The 16,837-nt window shown below is 49.5% G+C and carries 14 protein-coding genes; 11 read left to right on the top strand and 3 right to left on the bottom strand.

The window, feature by feature from the left end:
* Positions 1-272: 272 nt before the first annotated feature.
* Entirely contained in the window at positions 273-899 is a 627-nt protein-coding gene (locus ACFQ2O_RS12280; protein WP_377527991.1) for a histidine phosphatase family protein, read from the bottom strand.
* Between the two features lie 23 nt (positions 900-922).
* A complete protein-coding gene (locus tag ACFQ2O_RS12275) occupies positions 923-1,519 on the bottom strand; it encodes a GNAT family N-acetyltransferase (protein ID WP_377527989.1) in 597 nt (198 codons plus the stop codon).
* A 257-nt stretch (positions 1,520-1,776) separates the two neighbouring features.
* On the opposite strand from ACFQ2O_RS12275, the gene ACFQ2O_RS12270 reads away from it, so the two are divergent.
* The 11 genes from ACFQ2O_RS12270 to ACFQ2O_RS12220 all read left to right on the top strand — a co-directional run bounded on the left by ACFQ2O_RS12270 (position 1,777) and on the right by ACFQ2O_RS12220 (position 14,332).
* Positions 1,777-2,481 carry an SDR family oxidoreductase gene (locus tag ACFQ2O_RS12270; protein WP_377527987.1) on the top strand — a complete coding sequence of 235 codons (705 nt, stop codon included), beginning with the start codon at positions 1,777-1,779 and terminating at the stop codon, positions 2,479-2,481.
* 66 nt (positions 2,482-2,547) lie between these two features.
* Positions 2,548-3,666 carry an NAD-dependent epimerase/dehydratase family protein gene (locus ACFQ2O_RS12265; RefSeq protein WP_377527985.1) on the top strand — a complete coding sequence of 373 codons (1,119 nt, stop codon included), beginning with the start codon at positions 2,548-2,550 and terminating at the stop codon, positions 3,664-3,666.
* 40 nt (positions 3,667-3,706) lie between these two features.
* The gene (locus ACFQ2O_RS12260) at positions 3,707-5,770 is read left to right on the top strand and encodes an SDR family NAD(P)-dependent oxidoreductase (protein ID WP_377527983.1); all 2,064 of its coding nucleotides are present in this window, start codon (positions 3,707-3,709) and stop codon (positions 5,768-5,770) included.
* A 3-nt stretch (positions 5,771-5,773) separates the two neighbouring features.
* Positions 5,774-6,784 (top strand): MDR/zinc-dependent alcohol dehydrogenase-like family protein, encoded by a 1,011-nt coding sequence (locus tag ACFQ2O_RS12255; protein ID WP_377527981.1) that lies wholly within the window; start codon positions 5,774-5,776, stop codon positions 6,782-6,784.
* A 2-nt stretch (positions 6,785-6,786) separates the two neighbouring features.
* On the top strand, positions 6,787-7,827 hold the full coding sequence (locus tag ACFQ2O_RS12250; RefSeq protein WP_377527979.1) for a Gfo/Idh/MocA family protein: 1,041 nt from the start codon (positions 6,787-6,789) through the stop codon (positions 7,825-7,827).
* 34 nt (positions 7,828-7,861) lie between these two features.
* Positions 7,862-8,932, top strand: coding sequence for a glycosyltransferase (locus ACFQ2O_RS12245; RefSeq protein WP_377527977.1), 1,071 nt, complete (start codon positions 7,862-7,864; stop codon positions 8,930-8,932).
* Between the two features lie 246 nt (positions 8,933-9,178).
* The gene (locus ACFQ2O_RS12240) at positions 9,179-10,321 is read left to right on the top strand and encodes a CgeB family protein (RefSeq protein ID WP_377527975.1); all 1,143 of its coding nucleotides are present in this window, start codon (positions 9,179-9,181) and stop codon (positions 10,319-10,321) included.
* Positions 10,311-11,417 (top strand): CgeB family protein, encoded by a 1,107-nt coding sequence (locus ACFQ2O_RS12235; RefSeq protein ID WP_377527973.1) that lies wholly within the window; start codon positions 10,311-10,313, stop codon positions 11,415-11,417. Before ACFQ2O_RS12240 ends, ACFQ2O_RS12235 begins: the two co-directional genes overlap by 11 nt.
* Entirely contained in the window at positions 11,414-12,481 is a 1,068-nt protein-coding gene (locus ACFQ2O_RS12230; protein ID WP_377527971.1) for a CgeB family protein, read from the top strand. Before ACFQ2O_RS12235 ends, ACFQ2O_RS12230 begins: the two co-directional genes overlap by 4 nt.
* Positions 12,482-12,830: 349 nt before the next feature.
* Positions 12,831-13,646 carry a TIGR04290 family methyltransferase gene (locus tag ACFQ2O_RS12225; protein ID WP_377527969.1) on the top strand — a complete coding sequence of 272 codons (816 nt, stop codon included), beginning with the start codon at positions 12,831-12,833 and terminating at the stop codon, positions 13,644-13,646.
* Positions 13,647-13,768: 122 nt separating this feature from the next.
* Positions 13,769-14,332 carry an NUDIX hydrolase gene (locus ACFQ2O_RS12220; RefSeq protein WP_377527967.1) on the top strand — a complete coding sequence of 188 codons (564 nt, stop codon included), beginning with the start codon at positions 13,769-13,771 and terminating at the stop codon, positions 14,330-14,332.
* A 202-nt stretch (positions 14,333-14,534) separates the two neighbouring features.
* Here the strand turns inward: ACFQ2O_RS12220 and hisC are convergent, their stop codons facing one another.
* Positions 14,535-16,682, bottom strand: a complete 2,148-nt coding sequence (gene hisC, locus ACFQ2O_RS12215; RefSeq protein ID WP_377527965.1) for a histidinol-phosphate transaminase — start codon at positions 16,680-16,682, stop codon at positions 14,535-14,537.
* Positions 16,683-16,837 lie beyond the last annotated feature (155 nt).

Here is a 16,837-nt window from a genome sequence, read left to right as displayed (position 1 = left end):
ATCTATGAAAAAAACTGCTTCCGCATCAGAAAAAGGCAGTTTAGGCGGCTCATCTTTTAGCCAAAGTAGCACAAGTACAGTGGTGATTTAATAAAATTAGGTTTGAAGCTGTTAATCCTGCAGATAGCGCAGCAGGTCTATAGTTCAATTGTAAGAAATGTGGGGCAGGAAGGGTGTGAACTTGCTATAAGGAGCTGCTTAAAGAGTAGGTGGTGTAAAGACGTAGAAACTTATTTGTATCATCTTTATAAACTGCATTCAAGAGCATCTGCTTAGGGGTGTAGCGTGAGTAGATGGACAGCTAAAAAGTCATTTCCTCCTTTTACCTCCCGTTTCCAGCCCATTTTCAGGAGCTCCCGTTGAATAAAGTTGTTTAACAGCCCATGTGCCACCAGCACAGTTGTGCGGTTCTCCGTAGCATCTTTAGCCAACAGTTCTGCTGCTTCACGCGCACGGGTGCGGGCTTGCCTGAAGGTTTCAATATCTCGGCTGTTAAGCCCCAGGAACCAAAGTAGCCGTGCGCTAAGCAGCCATAGCTTAATGGGCAAGCGTAGGAGAGGTAAGGAGAAGATGCGCCGCTCAAACTCGCGGAACAGTGGGTTTGTTACGAGTTCTATGTCAGGGCCAAAAATGGTGCGGGCAGTGAGTTGTGCCCTGTTTAGAGTGCTGCAGTATACTTTCTTGATCTGCTGGTAAGGGATGGCTTCGTGTTCAAGTATAAACTCTGCCACATCGGCAGCGTCATAGTCTGAGATGTATTGGGCAGCTGCTTTGGCATTAAAGAAACCTTTGCGCGACACGAGGGGGGGCGCGTGCCGGACAAGTATAATTTGCTTAGCTGTATTGCTTTTGCTCTCTTTCAAGGTAACCAGTTGCTGCTTTGCGAAAGGTATACGCAAGTAGTTATACTTGTTGCCTAATTTTATATAGGAGAGTTTGCCAGATCAGAAAACACACGCTCTTTTATACTTGGCCATTCGGCCTTCAGGATGCTATAATAGATGGTGTCGCGGCGGCGGCCATCATGCATCTGGGTATGGCTACGCAGTATACCTTCCTCGGTAGCCCCTATCTTCAACATTGCCCTACGGGAACGCTGGTTTAGCACATCTGTCTTCAACTCTACACGCTCCATCTCCAATTCTTCAAATGCATAGCGCAGCAACAGGTATTTGCAGTGGCGGTTGAGCCCAGTGCCACGATGGGTGCGGCTTAACCAGGTCCAGCCAATTTCCAGGCGCTTATCCGGTAGCGAGATATTACCGTAGCTGGTACTGCCGGTTATTTTACCTGAAGCCTTATCTATGATAACAAAGGTATAGCGGGTACCAGAGCTAAAGCCTTGTGCTACTGTAGAAGCCCAGGCCTGCAGTTCTTGCTGGTTGCTGATGCGTGTAGGCATAAAGCGCCAGACATCTTCATCAAAGGCAACGGAGGCTATTTGGTTTAGGTCATTTAACTGATAGCGGCGCAGCAGGACATATTCGTTCTGCAGTACCAGGTTCTTTCTGTAATCCATGGCTTTAGGAATAAGTAAAACTGTATGCAGGTCCTTTACAGGTTTTCTGTAAAATTAGAGATAACTTTAATACCTGCTGTTGAAGATGCTTGTGCAGAAAAAATTAAAACAATGGTAAAACATGGATTAGCAGCTTTTTATATAGGCATTTAGCAGCATCTACAACCCTTGCTGCCTCTCCTACGTTCTATCTAACAATTTATTTATAGGTTATTTTCTATACAAGTATACAAGGAGGAATAGATTCAGAGAAGATCGTGCAGCATTTGAAAGGTAAAAAGGCAGTAATCAGTGGGGGTGGCTCAGGCATAGGCAGAGCCATTATGGAGAAGCTTTCTGCAGCCCAGGTCACCATTGCCCTTGCCGATCTTAACCCGCCTGCTCAACTCCCGGATAATACGCAATCTTATACTTGTGATGTAAGCAATGCCAAGGCTATTGATGCCCTTTATGCCCAGGTACAGCAGCAACTAGGTACACCCTCTATACTTATTTGCAGTGCCGGACGAGGCGTACATGAAAAACTAACGGAAGGCGACCCTGAAAAGTGGCAGCATGTGATTAACACCAACCTCATGGGCACGCTGCGCATGATCCGTGCTTTTGTTCCAGCTATGTTGGAGGCAGGGGAGGGTGATGTCATCATTATTTCTTCTGTTTCTGCAGGGCAATCTTATGCGTACGGAGGTGTGTATGCGGCTACTAAAACAGCATTGGAGGTTGTGGCAGAAACACTTCGCAAAGAAGTACTGCCCTCCATACGTGTAACAGTAGTCGCTCCCGGTGTTACGGATACAGCCTTTTTTGAAAATACACTCTCCGGCTCCCAGACAGCCGAAAGTATAGGATACGGGGCATTAACAGCCGAACAGGTAGCAGATGCCGTACTTTTTGCGCTCAGGCAGCCACCAGGCGTATCCTTAAACAACATTACCCTTCGGCCAACAGCCCAGGAATTCTAGCTTCAACACCCGGAAGCACTTTAATATTTTTTTCAATCAACATAGCAACAATACAAAAAGACAACTATGAAGAGCAAAGTTTTAATAACAGGAGGTGCTGGCTTTATCGGATCTCACCTGGCCGATGAGCTGTTGCAGCAAGGGTATGAAGTGAGAGCCTTGGATAACCTGAGCGAGCAGGTGCACGGCAAAGACTGCACACGCCCTGAGTACCTGCACGAAGATGTGGAGCTGATAGTTGGCGATGTGCGAAATGCAGAAGATGTGGCGCGTGCGCTGGAGGGTGTTGATTACGTGTTTCACTTTGCGGCCATGGTTGGCGTGGGCCAGAGTATGTATGAGCTGCGTGAGTATACTGATGTAAATAACATTGGCACCACGGTACTGCTGGAGGCATTGATTAAAAACCCGGTGAAAAAGCTGGTAGTGGCCAGCAGCATGAGCATTTATGGCGAAGGCCTTTACAAGGCGCCTAATGGTGAACTATCTATTGCACAGGAGCGCCCGCTGGATCAGCTCAAAGCCGCCGATTGGGAGCTTTACAACGAGCAAGGCGAGAAGTTAGAGCCTGTTCCCACGTCGGAATCTAAAACCCCTTCTTTATCATCGGTTTACGCACTTAGCAAGTATGACCAGGAGCGCCTTTGCCTGATGGTAGGGCGTGCTTATAACATCCCGACAGTAGCGATGCGCTTCTTTAACGTATACGGCACGCGCCAGTCACTATCTAACCCCTATACCGGTGTGCTGGCTATTTTCGCATCACGCCTGCTGAACAACAATGCGCTCATGATTTTCGAAGACGGGTATCAACAGCGCGATTTTGTGCACGTACGCGATGTAGCGTTGGCTTGTAGATTGGCAATGGAGAAAGAAGAGGCAACAGGCAAAGTATTTAACGTGGGTAGCGGCAACAACTACACCATACGTGAGATCGGGGAGCGACTGGCTACCGTAATGGGCAAAACAGAGTTGACGCCGGAAATAACAGGCAAGTATAGAGTGGGTGATATCCGCCATTGCTATGCAGATATTTCACTGGCCAAAGAAGTGCTGGGTTTCTATCCTCAGGTAGAGTTCAACGCTGGTTTGGAAGAGCTTGCTACTTGGCTAGAGGGCCAGATCGCGTACGACCGCGTAAACGAAGCTAGCGCCGAACTTGCCGCACGTGGATTAACGGTATAAGCACCCGTTCGTTTACATCAACCAAAAGGATTTGAAAAACATGAAGATTGAAGACAAAGCTATAGATAAAAGTACAGGGCTCCCTGTGGTGGGGTTGGTAGAGTGGTTTCGGCCTGGCGAGTATGAGCATGTGAAAGAAACACTGGCTGACTTAAAGGAACTGGGCGTTACGGAACTCCGCACGGGTGTCTCCTGGGCAGACTACTACACACCCGAAGGCAAAGACTGGTACGACTGGCTAATTCCAACACTGGCAAAGGAGGTAAACATACTTCCGTGCTTCTTGTATACGCCACCAAGTATAGCCGAGCGGCCACGCACCTCATCCCCACCGAAAGACAAAAAGGCCTACGCTGATTTCCTGGATATTTTTATCGCCGCCCACGGGCAGCACTTTGAGTGGGTAGAACTCTGGAACGAGCCAAACAATACCGTAGAGTATGATTTCACCCATGATTATGGCTGGAATAAGTTTGCTGAAATGATAGGCGGGGCAGCCCACTGGTGCCAGAAACTGGGCAAGAAAACTTTGCTGGGCGGCATGAGCCCTGTAGACCCGAACTGGCTACAGACCATGTATGATCGTGGCGTGATGCAGTACATTGATGCCGTAGGTATTCATGGCTTCCCGCACGTGTTCGACCAGATGTGGGACGGTTGGGAAGATACCATCCGTTCAGTACGCGAGGTGATGGAGCGTAACAATTGCCAGGCTGAACTATGGATTACCGAAGCAGGCTTCTCTACCTGGCAGCACGACGAGTACAAGCAGTTGGAGGAGTTTAAGCTTGCCCTGCAGGCTGATGCCACGCGTGTGTACTGGTACGCAGTGAAGGACCTGGACGCAAGTCTGCCAACAGTGGCTGGCTTTCACCTCGACGACAGAGAATACTACTTTGGCCTAAAAAGAGCGGATGGCACAACCAAGCTGCTGTCCAGGCTGTGGGCAAAGCATGGCCTTGAAAAGCTAAGCCAACTCAACTACATCAAACGCACTGTGGAGGACAGTGAGGAACCTTACGCGCTGATAACCGGAGGAGCCGGATTTGTAGGCACCAACCTGGCCAAGCGCCTGCTGGAGCAGGGCAAACGGGTGATGGTGTTCGATAGCCTGGGCCGCGACGGTGTGGAGCAGAACCTGCACTGGCTGCACGAAACCTACGGCGATAAGCTGGAAGTATACGTGGGCGATATCCGTGACCTACAGTCGGTGCGCAAGGTAATGAAGCGGGCCGAGCAGGTCTTTCATTTTGCCGCACAGGTAGCCGTTACTACTTCGCTTGACCTGCCGATCAACGACTTTGAGATAAACGCCCGTGGCATCATCAATGTGCTGGAGGCGATACGGGAGCAGAAAAATCCTCCGCCGATGGTGTTTACGTCTACCAACAAAGTATACGGAGGCTTGGAAGACCTGGAGTTTATCTCTAACGGCTCGCGCTATTATCCGGAGAATGCAGTCATCAATAAAAACGGAATATCTGAAAAGCGCCACCTCGACTTCCACAGCCCTTATGGCTGCTCGAAAGGCGCTGCAGACCAGTACGTGATCGACTATGCCCGTACCTATAACCTGCCCATGACGGTATTCCGCATGAGCTGCATCTACGGGCCGCATCAGTACGGAAACGAGGACCAGGGCTGGGTGGCACACTTCGCCATCAAAGCCATTCAGGACGAGAAAATAAACATCTACGGCGATGGCAAGCAGGTGCGTGATATTCTCTTTGTGGAGGATCTGGTGGATGCCTTTATACTTGCCCAGGAGCATATGGATACGATCACGGGGCAAGCCTTCAACATCGGCGGCGGGCCTGATAACACGGTAAGCCTGCTGGAGCTGCTCAAGACGATTGGCCATTACCGAGGCGAGGAAATTCCGCTCAAGTTTGGTCCTTGGCGCCCAGGCGATCAGCACTACTATGTGTCTGACACACGCAAATTCCAGAAAGCGACGGGCTGGTATCCGAAGCACAACGTGCAGGAAGGTGTAGCCAAACTGTACCAATGGTTGTGCGAGAACCGTGGCTATGAAGTGCCTGCCATTCTTCAGACTGTACTAGAACCAGAACAAGAACCCGTTAAAAAAGTAGCAGTAGCTTAATTTATGCAAGATACGCTGACAAAAGATACAAACGTGGTAGCGGACACCCTTCCTGCCACTATGAAAGCCGCCGTCATTACGGCACCAAAAAAAGTAGAAGTACAGCAAACCGCTTTGCCAGCGCCACAAGCCGGCCAAGTGCGCCTTAAGTTGCAGGGCTGCGGCCTTTGCGCCTCCAACATTCCGGTGTGGGAAGGCCGCGACTGGTTCAGCTATCCGGTAGCCGCTGGCAACCCGGGCCACGAAGGCTGGGGCGTGGTAGATGCTGTAGGAGAAGGGGTTACCAACGTAGCTCCGGGAGACCGTGTAGCAGCTTTATCTTACAATGCCTATGCAGCGTACGATTTGGCTGATGCCGACAAGGTGGTAAAACTGCCGGAGGCCTTGGCCGACAAGCCTTTCCCGGGTGAGCCGCTTGGTTGCGCCATGAATATCTTCAAGCGCTCCGAGATACAGGCAGGACAGACCGTAGCCATACTTGGTATTGGGTTTTTAGGCGCGCTGCTGGTGCAGCTAGCCAAAAATGCGGGTGCACGTGTCATTGCTATTTCGCAGCGCGAGTTCTCGTTAGAGGTAGCAAAAGAGAGCGGTGCCGATGAAATCATCGCCATGGATGACCACTATAAAATCATTGAAAAAGTTAAAGAACTCACCAACGGAAACTTCTGCGAGCGCGTAATAGAGTGCACCGGAAAAGAATGGCCGCTGAACCTGGCTGGTGAGTTGTCCGCAGAAAGAGGCAGGCTGATTATCGCAGGTTTCCACCAAGATGGCATGCGGCAGGTGAATGTGCAACTCTGGAACTGGCGCGGGCTTGATGTGATTAACGCTCATGAGCGCGACCCGCAACTATATATTGACGGTATAAAAGCAGCCGTTTCGGCCGTAGAACAAGGCATCATCAACCCTGATAAACTCTACACGCATACCTATACTTTAGATAACATAGATAAAGCATTCGATAACCTGACAAACCGCCCGGACGGTTTTGTAAAAGCCCTTATAACCTACTAGCTATGCAAGAAACCTTACTCGATCAAGAGCAGACAAAAGCAGCTTCTTCTTCTAATTCAAAGCCTAAGCTAGGTTTCCTGGGCGTTGGCTGGATTGGCCGTAACCGCATGGAGGTGATTGCCAAGCACAATGCCGGGGAGGTGCTGTATATTGCTGATACGACAGAGCAGAATGCGGAAGAGGCGCTGAAGAGCGCACCGGAAGCCAAGCAGGTTGGCTCGCTGGAAAGTATGCTGCGCAAACCGGAGGTAGACGGCATCGTGATTGCCACACCAAGTGCCTTCCATGCCGAGCAGAGTGAGCTGGCGCTAAGAGCAGGCAAATCAGTTTTCTGCCAGAAGCCTCTTGGCCGCAACGTAGAAGAAACCCGACGTGTGGTAGAAGCAGCCCGCAGCGAGAATAAGCTGTTGGGGGTAGACTTATCATACCGATTTACCGAAGCAATGCAGCAGGTATACAAGGTGGTGCAGAGCGGAGAACTAGGTCAGATTTATGCCATTGAGCTGGTTTTTCATAATGCCTATGGGCCTGATAAAGCTTGGTTCTACGAGCCGAAACTATCTGGCGGCGGTTGTGTGATTGACTTGGGTGTGCACCTGGTAGACCTAGCCATGTGGGCCATGGATTTCCCGAAAGTAAAACAGGTGCAAAGCCATCTGTTTGCCAAAGGAAAGCCGATTAACATGGCTGAAGGCAAAGTAGAAGATTACGCTTCGGCTAACATTGAGCTGGCTGGCAATACGCACATGCAGTTAAGCTGCTCATGGAACCTGCCAGCGGGGCAGGAAGCCATTATCAGCGCCACCTTCTACGGCACCAACGGCGGTGTTGCCTTCAAAAACGTGAACGGATCCTTCTACGACTTTGTGGCAGAGCGCTATTACGGCACTAAAACAGAGCAGCTGTGCACTCCGCCGGATGACTGGATGGGACGTGCTGGAGTTGCCTGGGCAGAGCGTGTAGCCAAGGGAGAGGGGTTTAACGATGAAGCAGAGGAGTTTGTAAAAGTAGCAGAAGTTTTAGACAAGATTTACGGGAGATAAGAACATGGAAGCACATCATCCTTCAAAGATTTTAATGACAGCAGACACCGTAGGTGGTGTTTGGAATTACACGCTGGAGCTGGTAAGAGCCTTAGCGCCCTTCAAAACAGAAGTAGCTTTGGCCACCATGGGTGCCCCTCTGAGCGAGGAGCAGCGCAGGCAAGCCGACGACATTGATAACCTGACCATTTACGAAAGCAAGTATAAGCTGGAGTGGATGGAGAACGCTTGGGAGGATGTAGCGGAAGCCGGTAAGTGGCTGCTGAAACTGAAAGATGAGGTGCAACCAGACTTAGTACACCTAAACGGCATGGTACACGGTGCACTAGATTTTGGTGTTCCTAAGCTGGTGGTGGTGCACTCATGCGTGCTGTCGTGGTGGAAAGCCGTGAAGGATGAAGTTGCTCCGAAAGAGTGGAACAAGTATAAAGAAATGGTGACCAAAGGGCTGCAGGCTGCGAACATTGTGGTGGCTCCTACACAGGCCATGCTACATCAGGCAGAGCAGCTGTACGGGCCATTCCAGCATAGTTCGGTGGTGTACAACGGCCGCGGACAGCATGGTTTCCAGTTCGGTAAAAAAGAGCCGTTCGTATTCAGCATGGGCCGTGTATGGGACGAAGCCAAAAATATCTCAATGCTCGCGCACATCGCTTCTGACTTGCAATGGCCGGTATACATAGCCGGAGATGCCAAACACCCTGCCACTGGAAAAGAAGTTGAACTGGAGAACGTGCACTTCCTGGGGCAATTATCTGAAAGAGAAGTGTCTGACTTTCTTTCCAGAGCCTCTATCTATGCCTTGCCAGCCAAGTATGAGCCATTCGGTTTAACCATTTTGGAAGCAGCCATGTCTGGTTGTGCACTGGTGGTAGGCAAAACAGATAGCCAGGCCGAAATATGGGGGAATGCCGCCAAATATGTAGATCCCAACAATGCCGATGAGCTGCGCGATACCCTCAACGACCTGATCGAAGACGAGTTTGCCCGCAACATCATGGCGATGCGTGCCATTAAGCGCTCCCACGGCTACACCGCCGATCCAATGGGCCAGGACTACGACCATATTTACCGTCAGCTGCTGAAGCAAGCGGTTGCGGTATAATTTTGAATGAGTGGTTGAGTGAATGAGCGAATTTTATACTTGTTCTTCTCCCTTTTGTCATCTTGGAAAGATCTTGGTTGCGGAGCGCGATAGCCTTTGCGGCTTGCCTACAAGATCCTTTCAGGATGACAAAAAGGAGTCAGTTATTCAGAATTCAATTATTCAAAATTGGATTCACTCAATCACTCATCCACTCATTCAAAACTAATTCACACATTCACTCAATCACACATTCAAAATTCAACTATGAACATCACCCTTTTCTACCACTCTATACTTTCAGACTGGAACCATGGCAATGCGCATTTTCTGCGTGGTGTGGTACGGGAGCTAGAGGAGCGGGGGCATCAGGTGCAGGTATATGAGCCGGAGAACGGCTGGAGCCTGCAAAATCTGATAGAAGGCTACGGAAAAGAAAAGCTGGAAGAGCTAAAGACATACTATCCTAACATCAGGACTAACTTCTATACTTTAGAAAGTATAGATTTGGACGCTGTGCTGCAAAATGCTGACCTGGTGCTGGTGCACGAGTGGAGCGAGCATGAGCTGGTAAAGCGTGTTGGGGAGCACAGGGCCAACGGCGGCAAGTATAAACTGCTGTTCCACGATACCCACCACCGTGCCGTAACAGAGCGCGAAAGTATGGCCAAGTATGACCTCACGCACTACGACGGTGTTCTAGCCTTTGGGCAGAAGATCCGTGATTTATACTTGCAGGAGGGCTGGACAGAAAAAGCCTGGACGTGGCATGAAGCTGCTGACACCTCTGTATTCTACCCACACGAGCGCAAAGACTTTGAAGGTGACCTGATCTGGGTTGGCAACTGGGGCGATGAAGAGCGTACGGCAGAGCTGCACGAATTCCTGATAAACCCGGTGAAAGAGCTGGGCCTGAAAGCTAAAATCTATGGTGTCCGCTATCCGGAGCATGCACGTAAGTCGCTTGCTGATGCAGGTATCGAGTATGGCGGATGGCTGCCGAACTATAAAGCAGCAGAAGAGTTTGCCAAGTATAAAGTAACCGTGCATGTGCCGCGCAGACCGTATGTAGAGGCGCTGCCGGGCATCCCAACCATCCGTCCGTTTGAAGCGTTGGCCTGTGGTATTCCGCTTATTTCATCACCTTGGGATGATGCTGAAAATCTCTTCACACCGGGAGAGGACTTCCTGGTTGCCCGCAGCGGCGAAGAGATGAAAGAGCAGCTAAAAACCATCCTGAACAATCATTTCAAAGCAAAAGAAGTGGCCGACCATGGTTTAGCTACCATCAAACGTCGCCATACCTGTGCCCACCGTGTAAATGAACTGGAGAAAGTATGTGAGGAGTTGGGCATTGCTACTTCCAAAATATATCTCACCCCAAAAGAGCAAGTACTAAATGAAGAATAAGAAACTTAAAATCGCTTTTTTCGGCTCCAGCCTGGTATCTGCTTATTGGAACGGTGCCGCTACCTACTACAGAGGTATTATTAGAGCCTTGAGCGAGCGTGGCCACGAAGTAACATTCTATGAGCCGGATGCTTACCAGCGCCAGGAAAACCGCGACATGGACGACCCGGACTGGGCTAAAGTAGTGGTGTATGAAGCGACCGAAGCGGCTGCTTACAAATGCCTGGAACAGGCCGCCGAAGCCGACATGGTGGTAAAAGCCAGTGGGGTAGGTGTGTTTGATGAACTGCTGGAGCGTGAAGTGCTGAAGCTTCAGACAGATGAGCGCCTGGTGGTGTTTTGGGATGTGGATGCGCCTGCTACACTAGACCGTGTGCACAACGATCCGAATGACCAGTTCCTACAACTCATACCGCAATACGACATGGTACTAACCTACGGTGGCGGCGATCCGGTAGTGAATGCTTACGAAGCATTGGGAGCTAAAAAGTGCATTCCGATCTATAACGCGTTAGACACAGCCACGCACTTCCCTGTAGAACCAGATGCTCGCTTTGATTGCGATTTAGCCTTTTTGGGCAATCGATTGCCAGACCGTGAAGCCCGCGTAGATGAGTTCTTTTTGAAACCGGCCGCACTGGAGCTAAACAAGACCTTCATGATTGGCGGCAGCGGCTGGGGCGACAAGCAGATGACCGACAACGTGAAGTATATCGGACACGTTTATACAAAGGACCACAACGCCTTTAACTGCACACCGAAAGCCGTACTCAACATCAGCCGTGAAAGTATGGCCCGCTACGGTTTCTCGCCAGCTACACGGGTGTTTGAGGCAGCCGGTGCAGGTGCCTGCATCATCACGGACTATTGGGAAGGAATTGATTTCTTCTTCGAGCCAAATGTGGAGATTTTAGTAGCCAAAGACGGAGCCGAAGTAGCCGCCATTATGGCTGATTTGACGGAGGAAAAGGCGAAAGCCATAGGAGAAGCTGCCTACAGAAAAGTTTTAGCTGCACACACGTATAAACACCGTGCAGAGCAGCTGGAGAAACTGCTGTATGCAAAAGTGAAACAAACAAACGAAGCATTGGCATGAACATCGTAATTCTGGGATTATCGATTACATCAAGCTGGGGCAATGGCCACGCCACCACTTTTAGAGGTTTAGTAAGGGAACTGAACAACCAGGGCCACGAAGTACTTTTTCTGGAGCGCGACGTGCCGTGGTATGCCAGCCAACGGGATTTACCGAATCCGGAATACTGCCAGACGGAGCTTTATACTTCAATAGATGATCTCGAGCAGCGCTTCACCGAGCAGGTGCGCGAGGCAGACATGGTGATAGTGGGCTCTTATGTGCCGGAAGGTGTGCCAGTTGGCGAGTGGGTGGTAAAAACAGCACAAGGCATTAAAGCCTTCTACGACATTGATACACCGGTAACACTGGCTAAGCTGGAGCGCGGCGATTTTGAGTACCTGTCGCTGGACCTGATTCCGAAGTATGATTTATACTTGTCGTTTACCGGAGGCCCGACGCTAAACCTGCTGGAGCAAAAGTATGGCTCACCTATGGCGCGTCCGCTGTATTGCTCTGTCGATCCGGAGCTATACTACCCGGAGATGATGGAATGCAAGTGGGACCTTGGCTACCTCGGCACCTATTCCGACGATCGGCAGCCACCGCTGGAGAAGCTGATGCTGGATGCCGCGCGCGAATGGCCGGAAGGACGGTTTGTAGTAGCTGGTCCGCAGTACCCTGAAAGTATAAAATGGCCGGCCAACACACAGCACATACATCATTTGCCGCCATCAGAGCATCGCAAGTTTTACAACAGCCAGCGTTTTACGCAGAACATCACGCGTGCCGACATGATCACGTCTGGCTATGCGCCAAGTGTGCGTCTGTTTGAGGCGGCTGCCTGCGCGACACCCATCATCTCTGATTATTGGGAAGGATTAGACTCTTTCTTTGATTTTGACACCGAGATACTGGTTGCTCGTTCCGCAAAAGATACACTGCATTACCTGCGGGGCATTTGCCGGTCTGAGCGCAAGCTGATAGGCGAGCGGGCGCGTAGGAAAGTGATGAACCATCATACGGCCGCACACCGTGCACAGGAGCTGGTAAGCTATGCCGAAGAGCTCATGTCGGTGGCGTAGGGAATAATTTATACTTGTCCTCCCAGGTTATAGCTAACAAAAACAGCTAAGCCTGGGAGGACTTTTTATACCGCCAGTTTGAGCGCAGCGGTAACTGGTGGTAAGCTATGATAGCCAGTTTGTAACTGGCGAAAGTATAGAAGCTGTGCCAGTTGCAAACTGGCATCAGGTATAGCCACAAGTTGCGCTGTCGCTAAACTTGCGGCATGTTTTGCAGGTATAAAGTAATTATACTTAATCAGCTTCTATAAGAGCATCTAACCTTTATACTGGGTCCTTCGTCTAAACATTCAGTTATTCAAAAGTTAGTAATTCACTTATTCACACAATCACTCATTCAAAATTAGATATGCAGCAGGAGATAGAGCAGTTAGGTCCTTGGTTCCATAACTTACACTTGCCAAACGGAGAGCAAACAGCTCCAAATCACTTTCTGGGTGATTTTCCGAATTTCAAGTGGAAAGAACTGGAGTCACATATCCCCGCTGATCTCACTGGTAAAAACGTGCTGGATATTGGCTGCAATGCCGGGTTTTATAGTATAGAATTAGCGAAGCGCGGAGCCAATGTATTGGGTATCGATGTAGATCCGCATTACCTGCGCCAGGCAGAATGGGCAGCTAAGCAGTTTGGCCTGGAGGATAAGATTAAACTGCAGCAGATGCAGGTATACGATGTAGCGCGCCTCGACCGCCAGTTCGACCTGATCTGGTACATGGGCGTGCTTTACCACCTGCGCTACCCGCTGCTCTCGCTCGATATTTTGTCGCAGAAATGCCGCGGCCAAATGGTGTTCCAAACCTTAAGCATGCCCGGCGATCAGGCAACCGAAACACCTGATGATTTCGGCATAAACGACCGCGAGCGCATGCTCGAGGAAGGATGGCCAAAAATGGCTTTCATTGAAAAGAAAATGGCTGGCGACCTGACCAACTGGTGGGCTCCGAACCATTCCGCTATCGAAGCCATGATGCGCTCCTGCGGGTTCAGGTTAAAAGCAAGGCCAGGCCACGAGCTATACTTGCTGGAAGTAGATGAGCAACTGAAGCAGAACCAGCAATGGAATAATTCTGAATACCTATCAGCTACCGGGCAGGATTGGCAGGAGGCTGTGAAGCAGAAAGTAGCTGAGAAGAACAGCTATATGGAAGGGCAGAAATCATGAATAAGCACTTTCTCTGTTCCAGACGAAGTATAATCACATTTAAACTAACATATCAATTGCTTAAAAAAAGAGCCATGCACCTGCGTGGCTCTTTTCACGCTGATAAAGTATAACTTGCACACATGTCTAAAGATAATAACTCCCCACAGCCCTGGAAGATTCTGAAATCTGAAATGGTGTTTGATGAGAAATGGTACAAGCTGCGCCGCGACGAAGTGGAACTGCCAAATGGCCATACGCTTGATGATTACTATGTGAGCGTACGCCCGAACGTGGCTTTAACGTTTCCGCTAACTGAAGATAACCACGTTATTTTTGTACGCCAGTATAAGCATGCCGCTGGAGGTATTTTTATAGAACTGCCAGGTGGTGTAATAGACGAAGGGGAAGACGACCCTTTGGAGGCTGCCAAGCGCGAGTTGCTGGAAGAAACAGGCTATACTTCTGATAACATAGAGTTGGTGCTGGAAGCCATCGACAATCCTACCAAAGATACAAATAAGATCTACTACTATTTTGCCAAGAACGTAAAGCAGGTGGCAGCGCAGGACCTGGACGAAACAGAGAATATTGAGATTTTGAAAATTCCGCTACACGAAGTGGAGAAGATGCTGATGAACGGAGACATTCATGTTACAGGTTCTGTTGCGCTGTGCCTGCTGGTCCTCAGAAAGCTAGGGTTATAGTAAGACTATAGCTCACGCCCTATACATGCCGCAAGTTTTCATCTTGTGGTACAAAAGAGGCAAGGTTTCAACTTGCGGACGTATAAACCTGCTCCACGTATAGTTTTGCATCAGAAAAGCAGAAAGAGACGCTAAGGTAGCGTCTCTTTCTGCTTTTATATCAAATGAAGAGCAGTGTTCCTCACACTTCTTTTGCTGTTTACTATACCCACGCCGTAGCGGCAACAACTGGAGTTCCTTTCCAGCACAAGGTGTTTCCGGCTCCGTTAGGTAGTATGGTAAAGTTCTCATGCAGCTTCAGGCTCTGCTTTATTTCTTCTGCAGCATCTGAGACTGGTGCAGGAGCAAAGCCATTGCGCATGAGGCGGTGCATCCAGGCCTCATGTCGCTCGTGGCGTTCTACACGCTGTCGTTCTTCACAAGAAATAACGTTTATGATTTCGCGGCCAAAAAACTCCTGCTCTATTATCTGGCGCTCTGGCATCAGGCGTGGAAGCAAGGTATCCAGCGCATCAAAAACAGTATAATAATGGCGCAGCGACTCACGCAGGCGAGGGAGGAAGCGGAGCTTATTATGTTCTGAGTCTGGTTCTGTTAAAGTAAGTATGGCAGGCTGCAGCGCCTTGATTTGCTGTAACACCTTATCCCGGTAATCTACTGCGCCTAGAAGCTGGTCTGGCAGGTGATGTAGCGTAAAAGCAGAATTCACTACTAAAACTTCTTCTGGTGCTGTATAAATCCGTTGCAGGTTTACATCCTCCAGCTTCTGGGCAATGGCAGTATAGCTGAATTTAAGCTGTAGCTTCTCTGCATGCTGCTGCAGCATTTTCCCGGTCTTAACCAATTTGCTATCAGGGGCACCAGAAGCCGAGGGTATATCCACACCAGTAATGCGAATTTTAGGTGCTTTGCCAGGGCGGGAAGCTAGTATATCCAACAGGTGCAGCCACTGCAAGCCGCCACCGATTCCCAGGTCCAGTATATGGATTTCTTCTGCCTGTGCGGTAGCCTCATTAATAGCAAAATTGCCGAAAAAGTGGCCGAAAGTGACCAAAGGCGTAGACTTTACCAGCACATTGAAGGCAGAGATCATGTCTGTTTCTCCAAATGTGCTACTATAAAGATTGCCTGTGTGTTCATTGCCCTCAGAGCCGAGGCAGCTGCTAAATGCGCGTGCAAAGGCCAGGGCTATACGCTCTGCTGCGCTACCAATGTTATTTGCAGTTTCGGCAAGTACAGAAACCTGGGCTAACGCCTGAAACACATCGCTCGTGGCAGCTAAGGCATAACCTGTTTTCAGTATTTGGGCGAGAACTCTGTTTTGCCAGATGCTTTCTGGAGATAAAATAGCATGTAGCTGCTCTTGCAGGTGGTGCTGATGCGCTGGTGTGCCTACTGTAATTCTAAAGTTAAATCTGCTTTCAGTAAAGCGCACTTGAATTCCGCTATCCAGCAGAGGCTCCGCTAGTTGTTGAACAGGTACGCCGGCATCTACAAAAAGAAAGTTACCCTCTGATGGCCACCACTGCACACCCTCCTGTTGCAGCAGCTGTTGCAGGTGTGCCTTGCCTATCTGTGTTTGCTCCAAAGTATAGTGCAGATGCTCCTGATCTGTAAGGGCTGCCTGTGCAGCTACCTGTGCCAGTTGATTTACATTAAACGGCTGTTTTACGCGCATTACCTTTTGCAGCACCTGCTGCTTTGCCACCATGTACCCCACGCGCAACGATGCCAAACCGTAGGCTTTAGAAAAAGTACGCAGCACAACCAGGTTTTCGCGTTGCTCCAGGTAGGGCAAAGCGTTCGCGTAATTAGCTGCGGTAACGTACTCCAGGTAGGCCTCATCTATAACCAGTAGCACATGCTGTGGTACTTCCTGCAGTAGCCATTCTAGTTGAGCCTGATTTAAGTAACCTCCTGTAGGGTTGTTGGGGTTAGACAGAAACAGCATACGAGTGGCTTTATTTACCTGGCGCAAAATGCTGGGCAAATCATACTCATACTTGCTGTTTAGTGGAGCAGGCAAGAAAGCTACACCCAGAGCGTCGGCTTCCATCTGGTATAGCGGGTAAGTTGGCGATACCGACACCACATTACTTGCCTCAAAAGGCTGGCAAAAGGCACGGACAAGAAGCGAAATTAATTCAGCAGATCCGCTACCTACTATTACTTCTTCCGGAAGCACCTGCAGGTGAGCAGCGATGGCTTCTCGTAGTAGTGCCGCATCAGGATTAGGATAACTGTAGATGTGCGGTAAGGCATTGTGTAAGGCTGCTGTTACGTTGGCAGATACGCCAAAAAGATTTTCGTTTGCGGAGCCATTAAATAGGGCTGAGCCAGATGTTTTCATATGTAGTGGTGCAAAAAATTTATTGAAGCGCTAGAAGCTACTCTTTGAAACCTCTAATATAGTTATTCCAAAATATTTTTGGATACAATTCGTATGTTCATTTTGTGAATTGTGCTTTTAGATGCAAAAATTTAAAGCTGTGTTGAAACAGCTAT

The sequence above is a fragment of the Pontibacter rugosus genome (genome assembly GCF_042678745.1).
Taxonomy (GTDB): domain Bacteria; phylum Bacteroidota; class Bacteroidia; order Cytophagales; family Hymenobacteraceae; genus Pontibacter; species Pontibacter rugosus.
The sequence above is the reverse complement of the archived record's forward strand: the minus strand, read 5'-3'. Positions and strand labels throughout refer to the sequence as shown.